The following is a 21,590-nucleotide window of genomic DNA, read 5'->3' on the forward strand; positions in this document are numbered from 1 at the left end:
CACCGGGACAAAAGGTGGCGCAGTGTACGGATGTGCACTGTTTTCGGCAATTGCCGCTATAGAGGTAGGAGATAGGCGATGTTTAAGCGCATGTTTCTGACCTATAGCGTCAGATGCGGCCTAGAGCGATTGAAGGACGGTAAACAGATCGGACAAGAAAAAGCCCGACTCGGCGGTCGGGCTTTTCGTTGCAGCGCTTTCGGACTTAACCCAGGTGTTCCTGATCCAGAATGATCGCGTTGTCCAGTGTCTCCAGCAGGGCCTTGCGTACTTTCAGCTTGGTGTTCTTGTGGGCGGTCATGTTGATCTTCTTCAACTGACGCGCCACAGCCAGTGCTGCACCTTGCAGTTCTTCGGCAGAGACGACCTTGTCGAGGAAGCCCGCATCCACAGCGCTCTGCGGATCAAACATCTCAGCGTTGATCACCGAACGGTGGAATGCCGACTTGCGCAAACGATCGCGGGCCAATTCGATGCCGGCGTGGTGCATGGTCATGCCGATCTGCACTTCGTTCAGGCCAATGCTGAACGGGCCGTCGACACCAATCCGGTAATCGGCCGACAACAGAATGAACGCGCCCTTGGCCACCGCATGCCCAGGGCACGCAACGATCACCGGGAAAGGGTGCGACAACAGACGACGGGCGAGGGTCGAACCGGCGGTCACCAGGCTCACCGCTTCTTTAGGACCGGCCGTCATCACCTTCAAGTCATAACCGCCCGACAGAATGCCCGGCTGACCGGTGATGATCACCACCGCACGATCCGTCACCGCACGATCCAGCGCAGCATTAAACGCGGCAATCACGTCCGGCGAGATGGCATTGACCTTGCCATTGCTCAAGGTCAGGGTCGCGATACCGTCTTCGAGGTGGTAGGAAATCAACTCACTCATGACGCTATTCCTTGTATTGAAGTGGGGCAGACGTTACCCACCGCCGTAGGCCAGGTAAAGCACCAAGGCTGACCGACCAGTCAGCCAATTCACCCCCGCCAAGCGTAGCCGGCCATACGTGCCGCGCATTGCCCTCTATATAGAAGCATTCACCTGGCCGAAGATTGGCAGGTTTGCCATGCCTCCAAACCCGCCCGAACGCACAAATCTCTTAACCGCATGAAAATTCTGAAAAAAAGTTTGCCATCGGAAAAGCTTTCGACTACATTAGCGCGCCTCGACAGACAGAACATGTTTGAAGAGATACGGTGAAGTGTCCGAGTGGCTTAAGGAGCACGCCTGGAAAGTGTGTATACAAGAAATTGTATCGAGAGTTCGAATCTCTCCTTCACCGCCACATTTAGTAAACACAAACCCCTGATTTTCCTAGAGAAAGTCGGGGGTTTGTGGTTTCTGACGTCTGAAAAAGGGCGATATGGGACCACGGGACTATTTTTTCGCCGTCAGTACCTGGATCGCAACTGCCGAACAGAAAGGAAGCCCCGCCCGCTGGCGGGTGGACCAGGCTGAGGGGGCCACTCCGGCACACGCATAAGGAAAGCCCCATGCAGTTACATGAAGCGACTCAAGTAAGGGAAGTGTATGGCGTCGACAAGGCCAACGAGTTTTTGCAGAACGGTTGGAAGCTGTTGGCGGTGACCGGGATCAGCGATCCGCAGGGCGGGCCGCAGGTGGTGAGTTGCTACGTGCTGGGCAATCAAAATCTAGCGCCGAAGCCAGCCGCTGAGCAGGGTGCGGGTGGCTTTCGGAGGGAGGCCTGCAGCTGAATGCAATTAACGCCACTTATGTCAAAAAGGCACAACCGGCTGCTTCCAACACCAGGTGCATGAGGCTGCCTTCGATGATCTTGAGAGTGGGGTATTAGGCGGATCACCGTTAGCGATCCGCGAGAATACTTACTCTGGCATTGTCCAGGATTGCAGCTTGTAACCCTCCTGGCTCAACTCGGTGCGCACCTCTTCCAGCAGGCGTTCCAGCTGCGCCGGGTCGGAATAGGCACTGCTTGGAACCAGCTTGCGACAAATACGAGTGTTGGCCCGGTCGATGACACTCAGGCTCAGTTCGCCATTACCATCTTGTGGGGCCCAGGCGACACATTGAAAAGGTTTGAATGCGTGGCTGGCAATCAAAAGTGCTTCGTTGATGCGGAACGGGGTGCTCACGGGGCGTCTCTCCTTGTACCCAAACAAATGATGTGCCGCCAACTTTCATTGCTTTACATAACTGCCTGGCGCCGGCTCCAGAGGCGGGAATTTGTCATTTCCGGTGTGCGGAACTGCTGGTTGGCGCTCGCCGGAGTGTCCCGCCAGCCAGTTGAACCAATCATTCCACCAGCTACCGGGTTGCTGCTCGGCATTCTTGAACCAGGTCTCCGGGTTTTTAGTGACCCGATTGTTGGTCCAGTAATGGCGCTTCTGCTTGGCGGGTGGATTGATGACACCGGCGATATGCCCGGAAGCGCCCAGTACAAAGCGCTTGGTCCCGGAGAGCAGGTTGGTACTGGCGTAGGCGCTTTTCCAGGGCACGATGTGATCGTCATGGGTGGCGAGGATGTAAGCGGGAGCGTCGATTGCACGCAAATCCAGCTTGGCCCCACAGCACTCAAGCTCACCTGATTTCAAATCGTTCTGCAGATAGGTGTGGCGCAGATACCAGCAGTACATCGGGCCCGGAAGGTTGGTGCTGTCGTTATTCCAGAACAGCAAATCAAGTGGAATCGGCTTCTGACCCTTGAGGTATTTGTCGACGTTGTAGTTCCACCACAAGTCGTTGGGGCGCAGCAGGGAGAAGGTATTGCCCATGTCCTCGCCACGAAACAGGCCGATGGGGCCATTCATTCCGCCGATGGTGCGCTCTCGATAGGCCACCAGTTCTTCGTCGACGAATATGTCGATGGGACCGGTATCCAGGTAATCAAGGAACGTAGTGAGCAGGCTCACGCTGGCGATCTCTCGATCACCGCGTGCAGCCAGTACGGCCAGCGCAGTGCTCAACAGGGTGCCGCCGATGCAGAAACCCACGCAATTGAGTCGCTGCTCGCCACTGATCTCACGGGTCACTTGCAGGGCATTGATCACCCCGTGCTCAATCAGGTCATCCCAGGTAGTGCCAGCGTGTTCATCGTCAAAGTTGCGCCAGGACATCAGGAATACGGGATGTCCCTTTTCCAGCAGATGGCGGACCATCGAGTTGTCCGGGCGTAAATCAAGGATGTAGTACTTGTTGATCGACGGCGGTACGACGAATACCGGATGTCGGTACTGGGTCTCGCTTTGCGGGTAGTACTGAATGAGCTGGAAGAGGTGATTCTCGAAGACGATTTCGCCCGGGGTGTTAGCCAGATCGACGCCAACCTTGAAGGCACCGCTATCACACTGGCGCATTTTGCCTTCGTTCATGTCGCTGGCCAGATGCTGCAGACCTGTGAGCAGGCTGGCACCTTTAGTTTCAACCGCACGCTGGAGCGCATCAGGGTTACTGACCAGAAAATTGCTTGGCGCACTGGCGGCAATGGCTTGCTCTACCAGATAGCGCAGGCGTTGGCGCGGTTTCTTATCGTCGATCAGCAGCTTGTCGAGCAGTTTCAGGAGAAAGCTGGAGTTGAGCAGGTAAAACGCAGCGAGGGAGCCGAACAGTGGCTCGCTCCAGTTGCCGCTGGCGAAACGTCGATCATCGAAGCTGAAGGATTGGCCGGTCAGCAGTTTTTGGCCGAGTTGGCCCCATTGAACCTGGTAGTCCGCTTGAAGGCTGTCCAGGGTTTCGCGAGGTAGCTCGAACCAGGCGCCGTGCTCATGTCCGGAAAACCAGGGGTTAGTGCTGACCCATAGGCGCAACTGTTGCACTGCCAAGGACGCGATGAACGGAACCTGGCCTGACCAATAGGTTTTGAATGTATGCGCGTTGTTATCCATAAAGTTCCTTGCCCATACCGATGAGCCGGGCAGAAAAAAAGCCGCGCTTTGCCGGACTCCGGCGTAGCGACGGCAGGAATGCGGGCTGCATTGTTTGACGCCAACCTGATGCGCGGAACAAGGTCCCAAGTCCGCGCATTGGCTACTCAGATGCCGTTGGTTAGCGCTCGATCGCCAGGCCGACGCCTTGTCCGCCACCGATGCACAAAGTGGCCAGCCCCTTCTTGCCGTCGCGACGGATCAGTTCGTGCACCAGCGACACCAGAATCCGTGCCCCCGACGCGCCGATCGGATGGCCAAGGGCGATCGCGCCGCCGTTGACGTTGACTTTGCTGGTGTCCCAACCCAACTCTTTGCCAACGGCCAGCGACTGGGCGGCGAAGGCTTCATTGGCTTCGATCAGGTCCAGGTCCTCGACGTTCCAGCCGGCCTTTTGCAGGGTCAGACGCGTAGCGGGGACCGGGCCAATGCCCATGATCGACGGGTCCACACCGGCGCTGGCATAGGCTTTGATCCGTGCCAGTACCGGAAGACCCAGCGCTTGTGCTTTAGCGGCGCTGGCCAGCAACAGTACGGCGGCGCCATCGTTGAGGGTCGAAGCATTGCCGGCGGTCACGCTGCCGTCTTTCTGGAATGCCGGTTTGAGTTTGGCCAAGGCTTGCGCAGTACTGTCGATACGCGGCTGTTCGTCGGTGTCGAATACCAGTGGTTCGCCTTTGCGCTGAGGAATCAGGATCGGGGTGATTTCGCTCTGGAATCGCCCGCCCTCAATGGCAGCGGCGGCCTTCTGTTGCGAGGCGGCGGCGAAGGCATCCTGCGCTTCACGAGAGATCTCGTACTTTTGCGCCAGATTCTCAGCGGTGATTCCCATGTGGTAGTCGTTGAAGGCGTCCCACAGGCCATCCTGGATCATGCTGTCTTGCAGTTGCGCATGGCCCATGCGCAGACCAGTGCGTGCCTTGGGCAGAACGTAGGGAGCCAGACTCATATTTTCCTGACCTCCAGCGATCACCAGTTCCGCATCGCCGCAACGGATTGCCTGGACGGCGAGATGGACCGCCTTGAGGCCAGAGCCGCAGACCTTGTTCAAGGTCAGGGCGGGCGTGGTATGTGGCAAGCCGGCCTTGATCGCTGTCTGGCGGGCCGGGTTTTGCCCAGCGCCGGCAGTGAGTACCTGGCCGAGGATCACTTCATCAATTTGAGCAGCATCGATACCCGTCTGCTCCAGCAAGCGGCGAATCACTGCGGCACCCAGTTCGGTCGCGGGAATTGCAGACAAAGCACCCTGGAAACTGCCGATGGCGGTACGAGTAGCGGCAACGATTACGACTTCGTTCATGCGTGACCTCATTGAAAAGACAAAATTTGTCGAACACACCAGGGCATGAATGCCCTGGTTGGGCTTACTGCATGTTCATGCCGCCGTTTACCGAGAAGTCGGCACCGGTGCTGTAGGCGGACTCATCGGAGGCCAGCCAGGCCACGATTGAGGCGATCTCTTCGGGTTGGCCAAGGCGACCAACCGGAATGCCGGCAATCATGCCGTCCAGAATGTCCTTGCGGATTGCCGCAGTCATGTCGGTCTGGATGTAGCCTGGGGAGACGGTGTTGACGGTCACGCCCTTGCCGGAAACTTCCCGGGCCAGTGCCATGGTGAAACCATGGATGCCAGCCTTGGCTGCCGAGTAGTTGGTCTGACCGAACTGGCCACGCTGGCCGTTGATCGACGAGATGTTGATGATCCGCCCCCAACCCTTGGAGAGCATGCCTTCAATGACTTGCTTGGAGGTGTTGAACAAACTGTTCAGGTTGGTCCCGATCACCGTGTTCCAGTCTTCCGGGGTGAGCTTGCGGAAGGACGCGTCACGAGTGATGCCAGCATTGTTGACCAGTACGTCGATCGGCCCGAAGTGTTCCCGCACCATCTCAAAGGCCTTGCGGGTCGATTCCCAATCGGTGATGTCGGTTTCGACGCATTCGAATTGATAGCCTGCCGCAAGCTGTGTTGCCATCCAGTCATCCTTGCGGCTGGAGTTGGCGCTGCAGCCGACAATAACCTTGAAGCCTTCCTTGTACAGACGTTGGCTGATGGCTGTACCAATGCCGCCCATACCACCTGTTACTACCGCAATACGACTACGCGACTCCATATTTCAACTTCCTTTTTTTGCGCTGCAGGAGCGAAGATTGTTCGATATCAACGGTTCGTGCGGAAGTGTTTGTAGGTGACGTATTCGTGTCCATCGGTGCCACACAGGCGTTTTAGACCGCTTGCAAAAAATGAGGAGTACCTATACTGGGATCAATACTTGAAACGGAACGGATAATTAATATTCGTGCAACATGGCTGAAATATGTTCAGCGTAGGTCAATATTGGCTCCGGACAGGATGTTCGGTTCCACAGGTTATTGAGGGCGCTATGTATAGAATGAGTTCAGGTTATGCAGGCATGCTGGCGAATACGCTTTTGGCTCAAGGACTGGACGTTGCCGGTCTGTGCCAGGAGGCGGGACTGGACGTCGGGTTCGTGAATAAACCTGGAGCATACTGCGAGCGAAGCGTTATCTATCGTCTTTGGGATCTGGCTGCTCAGGCCTCGGATGATCCGAACATCGGTTTGAAAGCCTACGGGAGTTTCCACCCCGGCGTTTTTCAGATCGTGGGCTACACGATGATGTCCAGTTCGAATCTGAAAAGGGCGCTCGAACGTCTGGTTCGTTTCAGCCCGTTGATAAGTACCGGATTCAGCCTTTTCTTTGTCCAGGAGCAGCAACATTTCCGTCTGGCCAGCCTCGATCATCAGCAACGTGGCTCGGTCAAACCCCGGCAATATACGGATGCAGGCCTGGCTTCGCTGCTGGGTTTCTGCCGCTGGCTGGCGGGTGGCAAGTTGCCGCAACCGTTGAGTGTAGAGTTCACTTATCCCGAGCCTGAAGACACGTCGGAGCATCAGCGGCTTTTTGGCTGTCCGCTGCGTTTCGGGGCGGCTTATGACAGCATCCTGTTCGATGGCGAGGAGCTTCTGAGTCCTTTGAGTATGGCCAACGAGGCGCTCGCCATACTCCATGACAGTTATGCCGAGGCTCAATTGGACCAGTTGTCCGGCTGCACTATTGTTGGCAGGATTCGCGCGCTGATTATCGAGCGCTTGAGCCAGGGGCAGGGCCAAGGGCAATGTGATATGGAATCGATTGCGGCGGCACTGAACATCAGCAAGCGAACGCTTCAGCGAGGCCTTGAGAAGGATGGCACGCAATTCAAGGATGTCCTGAACGATGTGCGCCGGCAGTTGGCCGACTTCTATTTGCGCCATTCTCATTTCAACATGAAGCATGTGACGTATCTGCTCGGCTTTCATGATCACAGCAGCTTCCATAAGGCATGCACCCGTTGGTTCGGCATGCCCCCCGGTCAGTATCGAAGCGATGAGTCGTTGTTTGCGCTCAAGGAAGTCGCGTCCGTGCCCGTGCCCGTCCGAGCCATGAACTCCGTCGGTCTGCGCAGAGACCATAAGATTGCAGGCTTCGCCAGCGCCTACGCCGAACGGATACACCGCTAATCCCCTGTGGAGGTCATTTAGGCTTTGGACCTTTTGTCCCTTTGCCCGCTTTTCGCTTCGGGGCTTTAACGACGATGGCGGGAGCGGGTGTCGGTGTGATTTCCGGCGGCGGTGTTACTACAAACGGGGATGGCTGTGCAGGGGCCTCCCGCGGGATGACATCTGTTTCACTGGGCGGTTGGGTGAGGCTGAAACCGGGCAGGGGGACTTCGAGCAGTGTGTGCAGTTCACGCCAGAATTTGCCTTCGGTTCCAGCAGTCGAGAGCAATTCAGGCATTAATTGCCCAACGGCTGTCAGCACCTGTTGGCGTTCCTTGGCCTCGGGTAGCAACAAGGGCAGGCTGCGCAAGCTTTCCTGCGGGTGGGCAAAAACCAGCAGGTTCTGCAATCGGATGGCTTCGCGCAGGGCTGTGGGCTCAGTGCTGTAGTCCTGGACCAGCAAGTGCACCTGCTGGATCAGTTTCTCTATGCTTTCCTTGCCCGCCTTGTCGCTGTCGCGGCCCAGCAAAAACAGAATCCGCACTAAAGCTTCCAGGGGGCCGCCATGGGGCAGCGCATCCTGCAGGCGTTCGATCAGGGCCTGGTCCTGCTGGTCGGCATGTGCCTGGAGATTTCGCACCGGCTTGTTGCTGGTGAGGGTACCCAGTGCGCCGTAGATACCGTAAAAACACAGCTCCTGAGTGGCGTCACGCACATCGCGATAAGCATTTAGGGCGTCTTGTATCTGGTTGGAGAACAGCTCCTGCCACGCCAGCAACGGGTTGTCCTGGCGTGCGGGACGACGATCACTGTTCACTTGGGAAGCGGCCCCAGCTAACCACCACAGCGCCGGATTCAGGCTGCTCCATAGCACTTGCTGCTGATGGAAGGGGTGCGTCCTGCGCATCAGTTCGGCAATGGGTTCGTTGACGACCTGACGCAGCCACGGGCGTATGAACATGTCGTAAAACTCGCTATTGATTTCAGAAGCACGCTCCACCAGAGAGAATTCGCGATCGTCATCACGGGCTGGCTCGACGTCATCATGGATATCAGCTATTCGCCTTGATTCGAAACTCACGCTGTATTGCACGTCACCGCTGCCTGAGGGGGCCGGCAGATCGTCGATCAGCATATCGTATAGCCCTGCCGGCAGCGCATTGATGGCTTCGACCGCACCGAGCAATCCACGGTGTTCACGTCGCGCCACCTTGCCGGAAACGAAGATGCCCAAATGGCCGATGCTGGCGTGTCGCAGGTAGACGATGGTACGTCCTGCATCATGCAAAGCGAGATCGCTGGGATAGACATCGGCGATCCAGTTCAACGCCTGCTGGGGAGGGGTGATGTTGTCTCCGTAGGAGCAGAACACCACCACCGGTACTTCGATCCGTTTCAGGTCAATACCGGAGCTCTTGCGGCCAAGGCCGCCGGACAACTGGTTGCCGATGAAAAGGTCATCGACAATCATCTCGATCTCTTCGCCATTGAGCAGGGTCGGGCTGCCCCACCAGCGTTCGAAGTCGAGAAAGCGCGCAGCCTCACTGTCGATCCGACTGAACAACTGGTAGTACTTGCCCCAATAGGTGTTGGCCGGGTCCAGGTTTTCGAAATTGCTGACCAGCCAGGTGCCGTCGAAACGGTTATTGCCCAAGTCGCTACCCAGGCGAGCCATCCAGCCGCCACCCAGCAGGCCGCCGGTGTAACGCATCGGATTGCGTCCATTGACACCGGCCCAGTACGACAAGGGGGCACCATTGATAATGATCAATCCCGGCAGTTCCGGTCTTGTTGCCGCCAATCCCATTAAGGCCCAGCCGGCCTGGCAGTTGCCGATAATGATCGGCTTGCTGTTGGCTGGGTGAAGGGCGCTGACGACCTCGATGAACCGGGCCTGGGCTTCGACGATATCGGCCAGGGTTTGCCCAGGCTGTGGTGAGTGGCTGAAAGAGATGAAATAAGTGGGGTGACCGGCTCTGAGGCTTTCACCTAATACCGAATCCTGTTTGAAGCCGCCGATTCCGGAGCCGTGGCCGCCGCGTGGGTCAATGATGATCACCGGCTGGCCGTTGCTGTCGATTCTTTGCTCTGGTCCGGGGAGGATTCGCAGCAGTGAATAGTTGACCGGGCGTGGGAGATCGGAGCCTGCGATCAGGGTTTCATGATCGAACTTGAGCAGCAGCGGATACCCTGCGCGTTCATGCGCCAGCGTATTGTCGCCGCGCTGGCGCAGGGTGTCCCAGAACAGCAGGCAGCGTTGGCCAAGGTCGGTGACATATTCCTGCCATTCAGCGGGCGTAGGTTGTCTGAGTTGACCCTGCTTCAGCGGCGCTAGGTTTTTTTCCTGGCGCTGGTGCAAAGCATCAAGGATGTTCAGCGTATTGAGGTGCTGTAGATGACTCAGGTGTTCGAACAGGCCGCGTTGAGAGGAGAGTTTTTTATATTGCAATGCAATAATATCTTCCTGGCCCATGGTGATCTCCTGGGGTTATGCATGCGAAGCAGCGGCCTGCGGCTCATTGATGAATGAGACCTTGGCTGTCCGCTTGATGTCAGGAGTCTATAGCGAAAATCGGCAGTAGAGAAAAAACATTTGTGCGCTGCACAAAAAATCATTGCCAAAAAAAATTGTGCGCTGCAAAATTAAACCTAGCGCGATGACCGGCAGGATCGCTATCGCGTCCTCAGGCCCGTGTCGGCCTTCCAGAATCAGGAGATTCAAGCATGTCTTTTTTCAACTCGGAAAAATTGCAAGACGCTCAGAAAGCCAACCTAGACCTCCTGCAGCAAATCAGCGGCAAAATCTTCTCCAGTGTTGAACAGCTCAGCCAATTGCAGTTCAAGACACTGCAGGCCTCCACCGAGGAACAATTCGACGTCTTTCGCAAGCTGCTGGCAGTCCGTGATCCACAAGGGTTCGCTGAGCTCCAGGCTTCTTTCACCCAGCCAAATGTGCAAGCCGAACGCTTGGCTGAGTTCAATCGCCAAGTGCAAGCGTTGATTGTTGGCACTCACTCGGAAATCACCAAACTGACCTCGCGTCAGGTCGAGGCGGGCACCCAGCAGGTGCAAGAGTTCGTTGACGTGATCAGCAAGAATGCACCGGCTGGCTCCGAGCCTGTTGTGGCCGCATTCAAGTCGTCGCTGGCGAATGCCGGTACCGTTTTTGAAAGCGCACAGAAAGCCGTAAAACAGGCTGCTGACGTTGCCCAGAGCGGTTTTGACGCAGCGACCGCAGCAGCCGGCAAAACCGCTCCAGGTGCCAAGGCCACAAGCGGCAACAAGTAAGTCACATTAGAGCGGTTGAACTGATGGCGATGGGTTTACTCCCCATCGCCATTTTTTTTCGTCCCGCCACCGGCAGCTGGCTTGCCTGGTGGCATGCCGCCGAACAGGCCGAAGAGGTTCTGAGTGTTCAGGTAGAGGGCTTTTGACTGGTCGACATACTGGCGCATCAAATCCTGCATGACCGGTGCTTGCTGGTGCATGAATTCGCTCCAGGCTTCAGAGGACTGAGCTCCGGTCTGGGACTGGATGTCGATAACCGTCTGGATGCTTTTATCCAGGTAGCTGCCGAGGACGCTCTGGTAGGGACCGTAGAACTGAATAATCCCCATGAGCATCTCACTGGAGAATATCGGCTCACCGCCACTTTCGGCTTCCAGAATGACCTGCAGCAAAATACTTCGGGTCAGATCCTCGCCAGTCTTGGCGTCGACCACCTCGAACGGGATTTTATCGACGACCAATTGGCGTATATCCGCAAGGGTCAAATGACTGCTGGTGTGCGTGTCATATAGACGGCGATTCGGGTACTTCTTGATCAGACGGGTGGTGTTCCGACTGTTATCTGTCATGCGGGGCTACTCATAGCGAGCCTGATTTACAGGCATCTTATCCTACTCTGATCACTGTCACTCCAACGCGTCGCCCCACGCGGCACGCGCTGGGTGTTCAGAGTAAGACCTTTCTTCATCTTTTGAGTGCGACCCACGCTACGGGCCTTTTGTTTGTGCTTTCTTTTTGCAGGCGTTAGCCGAAGAGGCCTACCGCTCGATCGTCTTGCTCCAACGCGCATTCCATTCCGGCCGCTGTTGGTTGACCTGATCCCAATCGATAGAGATGGCCGTCTCAAGGTATTTGTTCATTGCCTCGACCCGGCCCCGGGTCTTGTCGGTGGTCGGGGTTTTCGGGTTGGATGGGATCTGGTCGCCTTCTTCCAGTGCCGGTGCTTGTGCTTCTGGGGTCAACAGGAAGGCAGCAAGTTTCTGCGCCAGTTCCGCTTGGTCGTTGTGGGCGATGGTGCATTCGGCGACGTTGAGTACCACCGCACCCTCTTTGGGTTGAGCGTACTCAACTGGTACACCCAGTAATTGCTGGGTGGTGACTTGGGTCGGAGTCAGCGGGAAGATAGCCGCTTCGTCGGTTTGCACCATTTCGGAAATCTTCGCCGAGCTGGCAATGTATTCCAGCACGTTGGGGCCAACGGTTTTTGGCCAGGTTTTGAAACCCGGCTCGACGTTGGATTCGTTGCCGCCCTGGATGCGGTTGAACATCAGGAAACCGTGCAGGCCGAAAGTCGATGAGGCCAGCGACTGGAACACCACTTTGTCTTTAAAGCGGCTGTCGGCCAAATCCATCCACGAGGTCGGCGGGGTCCAACCCTTTTCCTTGAACATTCGCGCGTTGTACGCGAGGCCTGTCACACCCAGCGTTACGGCGACGGCCTCATCCTTGATCTTGGCTTTTGCCGGAATGTCCGCCAGTTGCGGGCTGTCCTGCAGCTTGTCGCACAAGCCCATGGAAATGGCGCGATACATGATGCCGTCATCGAGGAACATGACGTGCATTTGCGGGTTGTCCTTGCTGGCCTGGACCTTGGCCAGAATGTCCGAGGAGGTGCCGGGTACGATCACAACCTTGACGTGATTGGCTTTCTCAAACGCCGGCAACACTTTGTCGGCATAGACGCGTTCCATGGTGCCGCCGTTCATGCCCAGATACAGCGTCGGTTCGGCATGCGCCGGGGCCGTGAGCAGCAGGCTGGCCAAGGGTAGGCAAGACAGGGCGATACGATTGACGTTCTTCATTGGCGCGACTTCCTCTAGGCAATTGAATGACGGTCCCCGCTGACGGCGGCCGGAGTGGATAAAAAACGACGGATTGAAAACGCTTCGATGGGGTGTGTTGCATGACCGGCACAGACCAGCTCGGCCAAGGCTTCCCCCACCGCCGGGCCAATCTGGAAACCAGCCCCGGCGAAGCCGAAGCCATGGAGCAATCCGGCTTGAGTGGTGCTGGCGCCGATCACGGGCTCCCGGTCTGGCAGATAACCTTCGGTGCCGCTCCAGGTCCGAATCGCCTGAGCACCCGCCAAAAACGGATACAGCTCGGCGGCGTTGCGCAGGATGTCGAGCACTGCCGCCTGTCCCGGCCGAGCCTGTTCCGGGCCGAGGGCGAAACCCTGACCACCACCCAACACGCAATTGCCGCGGGCGACCTGGCGCGCATAAATACCGCCGCCTTCGACACCGGTACTCACATCCATAACCACGGGCAAAGGTTCGGTGACGAGCATCGCCGGATACCCGCAGTGCATCGGTACCGGCTCGCCGAACTTCGCCGCAACGCTGCCAGCCCAAGCGCCGGCGCAATTGAGCAGCCATGGTGCGCGGACCTGGAGACCATTGGCGCTGTGCACCTGGAACGCCTGCCCGTCGTGCTCGACCTGTGTAACCTTGGCCTGTTCGAACACCCGTGTGCCCAGGCGTTGCGCGGCTCGGGCGAAGGCAGGAGAAACCATGCGTGGATTGGCGTGGCCGTCGTCTGGACACAATGAGGCACCCACCGCCACATCGCCGACCCACGGGAAACGTGCGCGCAACTCGGCGCGGTCGAGCAGTTGCAACCCCAGGCCAAAGCCGCGACTGGCCTCGGCGTAGGCGTGCAACGCAGTCATGTCCGCATGACTGCGGGCGAGCTTGAGATGCCCCGAGCGAACATACTCGCCGTCAATGCCGATCAATTCACGCAAGTTGCCCCAGATCTCGTGGGCACGCTGGGACAATGGCAATTGACTCAGTGGCCGACCCTGACGGCGTACGCCGCCGTAGTTCACGCCACTGGCGTGCGAACCGCAAAAGTCGCGCTCCAGCAGCACCACCTGTTTACCCTTGCGTGCGAGCATCAAGGCCGCCGAAGCGCCGACAATACCGCCACCGAGAATCACCACATCGGTTTCTATCAGCGTGCTCATGACTCAACCTCCACACCGAACGGCAACGGCTTGATCGGTGCCTGGCCGCGCAACCGGCCGATACTGGCCAGCGCCCGCCCGCTGCGCTGGGCGACGATCTCTGCCGCCGCTGCGCCGCACATCCGCCCCTGACACCGGCCCATACCGACCCGGCACTGGGCCTTGACCCGGTTGAGTTCCCAATGGCCTTCATCGACCACGGCTCGCACATCGCCGGTCGAGACTTCTTCGCAGCGACAGATGATCAGTTCGTCCGGTGCCTGCGCAGCCCAGTTGGCGGGGAAGGGGAACGCAGTTTCCAGGCCATGCCGAAAGCGTTCGATGGCGACAAGTTTGCGTTCCAGATGCTTGCCGCGAGCGCTGTCGACCTTGTGCCCGCAGTCTTCGAGCAGCGCCAGGGCGGCGCGCTCGCCAGCCATTTCCGCGGCGTCGGCGCCCATGATCCCAGCGCCATCACCGGCTAAATACACGCCCTCGACAGTGCTGCGTCCGGCACTGTCGCGAAGCGGTAGCCAGGCTCGGTTCAATTCGCTCCAGTGGAACTCACAGGCCAATAGATCGGCCAGTTGCGTCTCACTGCGCAGGGCGTGGGCGAACGCCACCGCATCGCATTCCAGCCGTTGCTGGCGCTGATGTTGACGCCAGACTACGGCACTGACGCGCTGCTCGCCGTCGATGCGTTCGAGGGTTGCGCCCTGATGCACCGGGATGCCGTGGGCGGTCAACCAACTGCGGTAATACATACCTTTAGCCAAGGTGCCGGGCTGACCCATCAAGGCAGGCAAGGCTCGGCATTGGGCGTTGAAAGGTGCGCTGTCCAGCACGGCCACGACCGTTGCGCCGGCCTTGGCGTATTGATAGGCAACCAGATACAACAAAGGCCCGCTGCCACAAAACGCCACGCGCTCCCCGATGGCGCAGCCTTGGTACTTCAACGCGATTTGCGCAGCGCCGAGGCTGTACACACCCGGTAAAGTCCAGCCCGGTGCAGGGAGAATGCGGTCGGTGGCGCCGGTGGCGACGATGATTTGTGAATAGTCCACGACCCTGGAGCGACCATTGTTCAGGGTATCCAGGCGACCATTTTCGGCATTCCATACCAGCGTTTCGGGGCGGTAGTCGATCTGCGTCGCCAGCTCATCGACAGTACGATGAATCGACTCGGCTTTCGAGGCCTCGAAGCCATACAGCTTCTGCGCCGAACGGCGAAAATTTTCGGGCTGGCGGCGATAAATCTGGCCGCCGCCGCGTGGCGCTTCATCCACCAGGCACGGTTTGACGCCGTGAGCCAGCAAGGTTTGCGCGGCGCGAATCCCGGCGGGGCCAGCGCCCACAATAACCACGCTCATGGCCTGCGCCCCGGTTCACGGCTGACGACTTGTCCCGCTTCCAGCGGGGTCGAGCAGGCGCGCACGCGGCGGCCATCTTTCAGGCGTACCCAGCAATCCTGGCACGCGCCCATCATGCAGAAACCTGCGCGCGGTTCGGCGCTGAAATCGCTGCCGCGCAAGTGCTCGGCGCAGGTCAGTACTGCAGTCAGCAGCGTGTCGCCCTGCAAGCCAGTGGCGGGTTGACCGTCGAGGGTAAAAGCCAGCCCCGGTCGATCCTGTTCGGCCAGTCGTTTGAGCAACGCCATCTCAGTCCTTTCCTTTCAATGTTTGCCAACCAGAACCCGGTCCAGGCCGTACACCCGGTCGAGCAGAATCATGGTCGCTGCGGTCAGTGCGATCACCAGAGCCGAGACGGCGGCCATCATCGGATCAATGGATTCGGTGGCGTAGACGTACATGCGCACCGGTAGTGTCTGGGTCGCCGGTGAGCTGACAAAAATCGACAGAGTGACTTCGTCGAAACTGTTGATGAACGCCAGCAGCCAGCCACCGGCCACTCCTGGCAGAATCATTGGCAAGGTGATCTGGTGGAACAGCGTTAAGCGGCTGGCGCCCAGTGATTCGGCGGCCTGTTCGGTGCTGCGATCGATCCCGATGGCGGCGGCGATGACCAGACGCAACACGTACGGCGTAATGATTACGACGTGGGCCAGCATCAGCCAGGTGAAGCTGCCATTGACTCCCATCAGGGCGAACAGGCGCAGCATTGCGACGCCCAGCACCAGGTGCGGAATGATGATCGGCGACAGGAACACGCTGTTGAGAAAGTCACGGCCCGGGAACGTGTAGCGAGTGATCGCCAGGGCGGCGGGCACCGCGATCAGCGTCGCCAGGGACGCTGCGACGAAGGCCAGGATCAGGCTGTTGTAGAACGCGTGGATAAAGTCGGCACGTTCGAAGACTGCCTTGAACCAGCGCAAAGAGAAGCCGGCAGTTGGCAGGCTCAGGGTGTTTTCCGGGGTAAAGGCCACCAGGCAGACCACCACCAGCGGCGCCATCATGAACAGCACTACCAGCGTATGGAAAACCAGCGACAGAGGACCGTTTCTGGACATGCCTTACTCCCCCAACGTTTTTTTATAGCGGCCTTCGACCCAGCGGTTCCAGGTCAGCATGATCAGCAGATTGGCCAGCAGCAGCGCCACTGCGATGGTCGCGCCCATGGGCCAATTCAGCTCCGATAGGTATTGGTCGTAGACCGCTGTGGCAACCATCTTCAGCCGTCGCCCGCCGAGCAGGCCGGGGATGGCGAAGGAGCTGGCCGACAGACCGAACACGATCAGGGTTCCCGAGAGCACGCCGGGCATCACTTGGGGCAACACCACCAAGCGCATGACCTTGGCCTGGCTGGCACCGAGGGACAGCGCCGCCTGTTCGGCGGCCGGGTCGAGTTTTTGCAGCGAGGTCCAGATCGGGATGATCATGAACGGCAGCATCACATGCACCAGCGCGATGATCACTGCGAAGGAGGTATAGAGCAGCTTCACCGGCCGCCCGCCGAGTCCCTCAATGGCTTGATTGACCAAGCCATTGGCACCGAGCAACAGGCTCCAGCCGAAGGCCCGTACCACCACCGAAATCAGCAGCGGGGTCAGGATCAGGATCAAAAAGATCGAGCGCCACGGTGCCCCCATGCGGCTGAGAATGTAGGCCTCGGGCACGCCGATCAGCACGCAGAGCAACGTCACTACGGCACTGATCCAGAACGTGCGGAAGAAAATCTCGTAGAAGTACGAATCGCTGAACAGGCCAAGGTAGTGGGAGAGGGTGTAGGCGCCGCTTTTCACTCCGAGCTGGTAGTCAAAGACGTTGAATGACAACACCAGCGTCAGGCACAGCGGCAGGACCAACAGGCAGACGAACAACAGCATCGCCGGCATCGACAGCAGATAACCGCGTCCGCCTTGGCGCATGGCGGCGAGGGTGCTCATGCCGACACCTCATCGGCCGCGAGTACGCGCAATAGCTCGGCCTGCCAGTCGAGCCCCACCGCGGTGCCTTCGGCCAGCGGGGCGCTGCCGTCGTTTCGGCGTACCACGGTCAGTTCACCCACGGCGGTTTCGATGCGATACAGCCATTGGCTGCCGAGAAAATAACGGGTCAGGATGCGCCCTTGCAGACGACCGCTGCCGGCGTCCAGCATGTCGATCTTTTCCGGGCGCAGGCTGAGGGTCAGTTCGCCGTCGCCGCTGCTATGGCGCACTTGCGGGCAACCCGCCGTGTCAAAGTCCCCGGCCAACATATTGGCCTTACCGACGAAGCCGGAAATGAAGCGGGTGCGCGGGTGTTCATAGAGCTTGTACGGCTCGTCGATCTGGGTCACGCGGCCGGCCTGCATCACCACCACGCGATCACTGATCGACAACGCTTCGGCCTGATCGTGGGTCACCATCAGGGTAGTGATGCCGACTTCGCACTGAATGCGACGAATCTCGAACTGCATTTCTTCACGCAAGTTGGCGTCAAGGTTGGACAGCGGTTCATCGAGCAACAACACCGGCGGTTCGATCACCAGGGCTCGGGCGAGGGCTACACGCTGGCGCTGTCCGCCGGACAGTTCTCGTGGATAACGTTCGGCATGTTGGGCCAGGCGTACCAGCGCCAGCACCGTGGCCACCCGCCGGGCAATGTCGGCTGTCGGTACCTTGCGCATGCGCAGGCCAAAAGCGACGTTGTCGCGCACCGTCATATGTGGGAACAGTGCATAGCTCTGGAACACCACCCCCAGGCCACGGCTGCTCGGTTTGGCGTGGGTGATGTCGCGACCGTTCAGCACTATGCGCCCGGCCGTGGCGTCGACGAAACCGGCGATCATTTGCAAGGTAGTGGTTTTGCCACAACCGGAAGGGCCGAGCAGAGAAACGAATTCGCCTTTTTCCACCGCCAGATGTGTGGCGACGACAGCGTCGATTGCACCGTAGCGTTTGCTGAGACCTTCGAGTTGGAGAAATGCCATGCCTGCGTTCCATCTGTATTTATAGGACGCGTCGAAACACGCTTTTTTGTGATGGGCAGATGCGAAGGGATGCCGCGGGTGCGCTGGAGCTCGATCTGAGTCGGCTGCCAAATATTGTTCGAATCGCCCCTGTGGACTCAGATTAGGACGAAGATTAGGATGGGTGAAAGTACTAATTTCATTGAAAGGAGTATTTCTACGGTTTCTTTCAATGATCGAATTTTTATAGAGAAATATTCAAAATGAATTCCACTGATCGGAATGAAAGTGCCAAAGAAGTCGGTGTTGGTAGCGTCTCAAGGTTGTTCGCCGTACTGCGTACGCTTGGCTCGGCCTCTGAAGGTGGTGAGCGGGTGACCCAACTGGCGCAGCAGGTCGGCTTGTCGCAACCGACCACCCATCGCTTGCTGCGCAGCCTCATGGACGAAGGCATGGTCGAGCAGGATGGGCGCAGCAAGCGTTACCGCCTGAGCCTGGAATTCTTTGCCTTGGCCGCCCGCGCCGGCAACACTGGCAACCTGCGCGATCTGGTCAGGCCAAGCATGCTGCGGCTCAGTGCTTCGCTGGGTGATTCGCTATTTCTCCTGGCACGCAGCGGCTTCGATGCCATCTGTCTGGACCGCAGTGAAGGGCCTTATCCGATCCGCACCTTTACCGGCGATATCGGCGGGCGGGTGGCTTTGGGGGTGGGGCAAGGCAGTCTGGCGATTCTGGCGTTCCTGCCCGAAGAGGAGCGTGAGACAGTGATCCGCTACAACCTGCCCAGGCTCAAGGACTTTCACCTGTATGACGAGGTGTTCCTGCGCTCGGAGGTGGAAAATGTCCGTCGCCTTGGTTATGCCGCCCGCAACACGGGTGCATTGCCAGGCATGGCAGGTCTCGCCGTTCCCATACTCAACCGCGACGGTCATGCCGTGGCTGCGCTCAGCGTGGCGACCATCAGTGACCGATTGGGGCCGGACCGGCTGCCTACCGTTGTGGAAATGCTCAAGCGCGAGGCTGCGGCCATCGGACCGAAGATCAACCCGTTTGATCCGACCCTGCGTCGGCCTTCACAAATATTCGGTGGGCAGGGCTGATATCTCATTTCGCGTGTATAGAGATTACGCCGTGGCCGCCGTCACGGCGGTGTTGATCAAGCTTTTCTAATCCCCTCAGGCCGATCAATATTAATTTGAAATAATTGTCCTGTTTCTCCCGTTAGACTTGGCGATGTATAGCGCTTTGTCGGCGGTATCCACCAGGTTTTCGGGAGTGCCAATTTCCTCTTCAGAGAGTGCGCTAATGCCAATGCTGACAGTGATCACTCCCAGCGGAGACTTGATGTGTTCTATTTTAATTTGTTCTAGATCGAGTCGTATTTTTTCAGCCAGCAGGAAAGCGCCAACATAATCTGTATTTGAAAGCACAATGGCAAATTCTTCTCCACCGTATCGGGCGGCAAGATCGCCGATTCGGTTGACATGGTTTTTAATTATTGTCGCCACCGTCTTCAGGCATTCGTCACCCTGTACGTGTCCGTAGTGGTCGTTGTAGGCTTTGAAAAAATCAATGTCGATCATGATTAGCGCAGTGCCGTCTAACTTGCGTTTCTTGCGGTTGATTTCAGCTTCTATAAATAAGTCAAAATGACGGCGGTTGGCAATTTTTGTAAGCCCATCTTCGAGTGCCATTAATCCAAGTGCTTTGTTTGCTTCGATATAGTTCTTTTGGGATGCCTGTAACTCTCTTTGCGCTTGAATGTGCTGGCTCATCAGCTTGATCAGTCGATAACCTATGATGCTAAGGATTATTAGCAATATGGAGGATATGAATAAGCTGGCCAGAGACTCGCTTCGCCAGTCCGCGAGGAGTTCATTTCTGTCAAAAGCGGCGATGACGATCAACGGGTATCCATCAACACGTCGAAAACCAATGACTCGCTCCACGCCGTCGATAAACGACCTTATGGTTGCAGTGCCTGAATTTACATCGGGTTTTAGTAGGGCGAACACTTCTCCAGTTGATATGTTAATGCCGATGTCTGAGTCGTGAAATGGTTTGCGTACCAGAATATTGCCGCGTGATGTCACTAGATTGATGATTCCGTTTGTTCCCATGTCGACGTCGTCGTAGAGGCTGAGAAAATAATCAAGATAAATGGTAGCAATCGTTACCCCGGCAAAACTCCCGTCAGGATGGTTGATTCTGCGGGATATAGTCATGATCCATTCATTGGTCGAGCGACTGCGTATTGAGGGGCCAAGATAAGGGCCGGAGTCGGCATGGTCACGATGGTAAATGAAATAGTCGCGGTCTGAGTTATTTGCGCCGGCGGGGAGTATGCCGTTTGAATTAAGTAGCCAGCGCCCTTGCTCATCATAGATAAAGAAGCCATGTATTTGAGGTAGGCGCTTTTGTTGTACTTTAAGCAGTTCGCCCAGCCTTTTTAAATTTTCCGTGTCTTCACCTTCAGCTTCCAGACGCTCCTTAACGCCTAAAAGCACTGTGTCGGCCTGAGTTAGAGTGGCCTCAATGTTGGATGATAGCGTCTTGGAAAGATTGGACATCTCGGTTTCTTTGTCGTGCAGATGGTACTCCAGTGAGTTGAAAACGCCCCAGATGCTTATCGCTGTCAATGAGAGGCAGACGACGGCAACGAAAAGGACTACATGGCCGACCTTGAGTTTGGCATCCGTCCACTCGGTGGCAAAAATTGAGGCCTTCTGTATTAGCATTGATTTCTGCCGTCATCCTTGGGTAGTAGCGTTTAGCGTATTCTAGTTTTTTTACATCGTTGAGATTTTTTCGGCTGAGGTTCCGGCTTTTCTGGCCATGCGCTCGTTTTGATTTTTTAATGACGACAGCGCAGGCAACCGTCTACCGTTGCGCGTCCCCCTCTCTACAATGAAAAGCCCCTTGCCGGTTTCCCGACAAGGGGCTGGTCTGTCGCCGGCTCATTCGGTTTTGATCGGCACGATCTTTTCCGGTTTTATGGCTTCGGGCTTTTTCGGCAGCGATATGCTCAGCACACCGTTGCTGAATTTTGCTTCAATCTTGTCGGCATCAACCCCTTTTGGCAGGTTGAACACCCGCTCGAAGGAACCGTAGTGACGCTCGGAAAGGTGATAGCCCTTTCTGTTCTCTTCCTTATCCTCTCTCTTTTCGCCTTTGATGATCAGGCTACCGTTGGACAGTTTGATCTCGATGTTCTTCTGATCCATGCCCGGTAATTCGGCAGTGATTTCGAAGCTTTTTTCCTTCTCGGCAATATCCACGGCAGGTAGGCCGCGACCGATAAATTCCCGCCGCCAGAACGGCTCGACATCAAACAGTCCGCGGCTGAACGGCGACAATCCTGAGCCTCGATTGAAGTCTTCGAACAGGTGATCGACCTGTTGCCGCAGTTTTTCCAGGGGACGCCAAAGGTCAGTCGTTACCGGGTGCTGACTGGCTTTGTCTTCAGTGTTGATCGGCATTTTCTTTACGGAGTTGGCCATTTTCACCTCTCCTCTTGGTAATGTCCGCAGGTGGGCTGCGAGCATCCCGGACGCCTGCCCACCTCAAAAAAATATACCGTCTTACCAAGCCCTACAAGGCCG

Annotated in this window: 20 protein-coding genes and 1 tRNA gene; 5 read left to right on the top strand and 16 right to left on the bottom strand. The window is 57.4% G+C overall.

From position 1 onward, the window contains the following. Positions 1-205: 205 nt before the first annotated feature. Positions 206-895, bottom strand: a complete 690-nt coding sequence (locus tag AC1RPZ_RS17470; RefSeq protein ID WP_493138226.1) for a crotonase/enoyl-CoA hydratase family protein — start codon at positions 893-895, stop codon at positions 206-208. Between the two features lie 307 nt (positions 896-1,202). Between AC1RPZ_RS17470 and AC1RPZ_RS17475 the strand changes: the two genes are divergently transcribed. Next, positions 1,203-1,292 (top strand) — tRNA-Ser (locus AC1RPZ_RS17475). Positions 1,293-1,500: 208 nt separating this feature from the next. Beyond that, complete coding sequence (locus tag AC1RPZ_RS17480) at positions 1,501-1,722, top strand: hypothetical protein (RefSeq protein ID WP_493138227.1); 222 nt, start codon at positions 1,501-1,503, stop codon at positions 1,720-1,722. Positions 1,723-1,851: 129 nt separating this feature from the next. Here AC1RPZ_RS17480 and AC1RPZ_RS17485 read toward each other — a convergent pair whose 3' ends face one another. From AC1RPZ_RS17485 to phbB, 4 genes are all read right to left on the bottom strand, one after another. After that, entirely contained in the window at positions 1,852-2,118 is a 267-nt protein-coding gene (locus AC1RPZ_RS17485; protein WP_493138228.1) for a hypothetical protein, read from the bottom strand. 45 nt (positions 2,119-2,163) lie between these two features. Beyond that, positions 2,164-3,867, bottom strand: coding sequence for a class I poly(R)-hydroxyalkanoic acid synthase (gene phaC / locus AC1RPZ_RS17490; protein WP_493138229.1), 1,704 nt, complete (start codon positions 3,865-3,867; stop codon positions 2,164-2,166). Between the two features lie 160 nt (positions 3,868-4,027). Further along, on the bottom strand, positions 4,028-5,206 hold the full coding sequence (locus tag AC1RPZ_RS17495) for an acetyl-CoA C-acetyltransferase (RefSeq protein WP_493138230.1): 1,179 nt from the start codon (positions 5,204-5,206) through the stop codon (positions 4,028-4,030). Positions 5,207-5,270: 64 nt separating this feature from the next. Beyond that, positions 5,271-6,017: an acetoacetyl-CoA reductase gene (phbB, locus tag AC1RPZ_RS17500; protein WP_419114764.1), complete on the bottom strand. Its 747-nt coding sequence runs from the start codon at positions 6,015-6,017 to the stop codon at positions 5,271-5,273. 270 nt (positions 6,018-6,287) lie between these two features. Between phbB and AC1RPZ_RS17505 the strand changes: the two genes are divergently transcribed. Next, positions 6,288-7,427 (top strand): AraC family transcriptional regulator, encoded by a 1,140-nt coding sequence (locus AC1RPZ_RS17505; RefSeq protein ID WP_493138231.1) that lies wholly within the window; start codon positions 6,288-6,290, stop codon positions 7,425-7,427. 13 nt (positions 7,428-7,440) lie between these two features. Here AC1RPZ_RS17505 and AC1RPZ_RS17510 read toward each other — a convergent pair whose 3' ends face one another. After that, complete coding sequence (locus tag AC1RPZ_RS17510) at positions 7,441-9,879, bottom strand: DUF3141 domain-containing protein (RefSeq protein WP_493138232.1); 2,439 nt, start codon at positions 9,877-9,879, stop codon at positions 7,441-7,443. A 251-nt stretch (positions 9,880-10,130) separates the two neighbouring features. Here AC1RPZ_RS17510 and phaP point away from each other — a divergent pair, with 251 nt between their 5' ends. Then, the gene (phaP, locus tag AC1RPZ_RS17515; protein ID WP_123583026.1) at positions 10,131-10,694 is read left to right on the top strand and encodes a TIGR01841 family phasin; all 564 of its coding nucleotides are present in this window, start codon (positions 10,131-10,133) and stop codon (positions 10,692-10,694) included. Between the two features lie 35 nt (positions 10,695-10,729). On the opposite strand, the gene phaR is transcribed toward phaP, so the two are convergent. The 8 genes from phaR to AC1RPZ_RS17555 form a co-directional block, all read right to left on the bottom strand. After that, the gene (phaR, locus tag AC1RPZ_RS17520) at positions 10,730-11,263 is read right to left on the bottom strand and encodes a polyhydroxyalkanoate synthesis repressor PhaR (RefSeq protein ID WP_123583025.1); all 534 of its coding nucleotides are present in this window, start codon (positions 11,261-11,263) and stop codon (positions 10,730-10,732) included. A 189-nt stretch (positions 11,264-11,452) separates the two neighbouring features. Then, the gene (locus AC1RPZ_RS17525) at positions 11,453-12,496 is read right to left on the bottom strand and encodes an ABC transporter substrate-binding protein (RefSeq protein ID WP_493138233.1); all 1,044 of its coding nucleotides are present in this window, start codon (positions 12,494-12,496) and stop codon (positions 11,453-11,455) included. 14 nt (positions 12,497-12,510) lie between these two features. Next, the gene (locus AC1RPZ_RS17530) at positions 12,511-13,662 is read right to left on the bottom strand and encodes an NAD(P)/FAD-dependent oxidoreductase (protein ID WP_493138234.1); all 1,152 of its coding nucleotides are present in this window, start codon (positions 13,660-13,662) and stop codon (positions 12,511-12,513) included. Beyond that, complete coding sequence (locus AC1RPZ_RS17535) at positions 13,659-15,011, bottom strand: FAD/NAD(P)-dependent oxidoreductase (protein WP_493138235.1); 1,353 nt, start codon at positions 15,009-15,011, stop codon at positions 13,659-13,661. Before AC1RPZ_RS17535 ends, AC1RPZ_RS17530 begins: the two co-directional genes overlap by 4 nt. Next, on the bottom strand, positions 15,008-15,298 hold the full coding sequence (locus tag AC1RPZ_RS17540) for a (2Fe-2S)-binding protein (RefSeq protein WP_493138236.1): 291 nt from the start codon (positions 15,296-15,298) through the stop codon (positions 15,008-15,010). The genes AC1RPZ_RS17535 and AC1RPZ_RS17540 overlap by 4 nt, the downstream gene beginning before the upstream one ends. A 15-nt stretch (positions 15,299-15,313) precedes the next feature. Then, positions 15,314-16,108, bottom strand: coding sequence for an ABC transporter permease (locus AC1RPZ_RS17545; RefSeq protein WP_493138237.1), 795 nt, complete (start codon positions 16,106-16,108; stop codon positions 15,314-15,316). A gap of 3 nt (positions 16,109-16,111) precedes the next feature. Next, positions 16,112-16,984: an ABC transporter permease gene (locus AC1RPZ_RS17550; protein WP_493138238.1), complete on the bottom strand. Its 873-nt coding sequence runs from the start codon at positions 16,982-16,984 to the stop codon at positions 16,112-16,114. Continuing rightward, on the bottom strand, positions 16,981-18,009 hold the full coding sequence (locus AC1RPZ_RS17555; RefSeq protein ID WP_493138239.1) for an ABC transporter ATP-binding protein: 1,029 nt from the start codon (positions 18,007-18,009) through the stop codon (positions 16,981-16,983). The genes AC1RPZ_RS17550 and AC1RPZ_RS17555 overlap by 4 nt, the downstream gene beginning before the upstream one ends. A gap of 242 nt (positions 18,010-18,251) precedes the next feature. On the opposite strand from AC1RPZ_RS17555, the gene AC1RPZ_RS17560 reads away from it, so the two are divergent. After that, positions 18,252-19,088 (top strand): IclR family transcriptional regulator, encoded by an 837-nt coding sequence (locus AC1RPZ_RS17560; RefSeq protein WP_493138240.1) that lies wholly within the window; start codon positions 18,252-18,254, stop codon positions 19,086-19,088. Between the two features lie 90 nt (positions 19,089-19,178). On the opposite strand, the gene AC1RPZ_RS17565 is transcribed toward AC1RPZ_RS17560, so the two are convergent. Together AC1RPZ_RS17565 and AC1RPZ_RS17570 are read right to left on the bottom strand one after the other, a co-directional pair. Further along, a complete protein-coding gene (locus AC1RPZ_RS17565) occupies positions 19,179-20,726 on the bottom strand; it encodes a sensor domain-containing diguanylate cyclase (protein ID WP_493138241.1) in 1,548 nt (515 codons plus the stop codon). Between the two features lie 219 nt (positions 20,727-20,945). Next, entirely contained in the window at positions 20,946-21,488 is a 543-nt protein-coding gene (locus AC1RPZ_RS17570; protein ID WP_493138242.1) for an Hsp20/alpha crystallin family protein, read from the bottom strand. Between the last annotated feature and the right edge of the window lie 102 nt (positions 21,489-21,590).

Source organism: Pseudomonas sp. GW822-FHT02D10, assembly GCF_058802345.1.

Coding starts and splice junctions, on each gene's coding strand:
- AC1RPZ_RS17470 (WP_493138226.1), bottom strand. CDS start 895: ATGAGTGAGTTGATTTCCTACCACCTCGAAGACGGTATCGCGACCCTG.
- AC1RPZ_RS17480 (WP_493138227.1), top strand. CDS start 1,501: ATGCAGTTACATGAAGCGACTCAAGTAAGGGAAGTGTATGGCGTCGAC.
- phaC (WP_493138229.1), bottom strand. CDS start 3,867: ATGGATAACAACGCGCATACATTCAAAACCTATTGGTCAGGCCAGGTT.
- AC1RPZ_RS17495 (WP_493138230.1), bottom strand. CDS start 5,206: ATGAACGAAGTCGTAATCGTTGCCGCTACTCGTACCGCCATCGGCAGT.
- phbB (WP_419114764.1), bottom strand. CDS start 6,017: ATGGAGTCGCGTAGTCGTATTGCGGTAGTAACAGGTGGTATGGGCGGC.
- AC1RPZ_RS17505 (WP_493138231.1), top strand. CDS start 6,288: ATGTATAGAATGAGTTCAGGTTATGCAGGCATGCTGGCGAATACGCTT.
- AC1RPZ_RS17510 (WP_493138232.1), bottom strand. CDS start 9,879: ATGGGCCAGGAAGATATTATTGCATTGCAATATAAAAAACTCTCCTCT.
- phaP (WP_123583026.1), top strand. CDS start 10,131: ATGTCTTTTTTCAACTCGGAAAAATTGCAAGACGCTCAGAAAGCCAAC.
- phaR (WP_123583025.1), bottom strand. CDS start 11,263: ATGACAGATAACAGTCGGAACACCACCCGTCTGATCAAGAAGTACCCG.
- AC1RPZ_RS17525 (WP_493138233.1), bottom strand. CDS start 12,496: ATGAAGAACGTCAATCGTATCGCCCTGTCTTGCCTACCCTTGGCCAGC.
- AC1RPZ_RS17530 (WP_493138234.1), bottom strand. CDS start 13,662: ATGAGCACGCTGATAGAAACCGATGTGGTGATTCTCGGTGGCGGTATT.
- AC1RPZ_RS17535 (WP_493138235.1), bottom strand. CDS start 15,011: ATGAGCGTGGTTATTGTGGGCGCTGGCCCCGCCGGGATTCGCGCCGCG.
- AC1RPZ_RS17540 (WP_493138236.1), bottom strand. CDS start 15,298: ATGGCGTTGCTCAAACGACTGGCCGAACAGGATCGACCGGGGCTGGCT.
- AC1RPZ_RS17545 (WP_493138237.1), bottom strand. CDS start 16,108: ATGTCCAGAAACGGTCCTCTGTCGCTGGTTTTCCATACGCTGGTAGTG.
- AC1RPZ_RS17550 (WP_493138238.1), bottom strand. CDS start 16,984: ATGAGCACCCTCGCCGCCATGCGCCAAGGCGGACGCGGTTATCTGCTG.
- AC1RPZ_RS17555 (WP_493138239.1), bottom strand. CDS start 18,009: ATGGCATTTCTCCAACTCGAAGGTCTCAGCAAACGCTACGGTGCAATC.
- AC1RPZ_RS17560 (WP_493138240.1), top strand. CDS start 18,252: ATGAATTCCACTGATCGGAATGAAAGTGCCAAAGAAGTCGGTGTTGGT.
- AC1RPZ_RS17565 (WP_493138241.1), bottom strand. CDS start 20,726: ATGCTAATACAGAAGGCCTCAATTTTTGCCACCGAGTGGACGGATGCC.
- AC1RPZ_RS17570 (WP_493138242.1), bottom strand. CDS start 21,488: ATGGCCAACTCCGTAAAGAAAATGCCGATCAACACTGAAGACAAAGCC.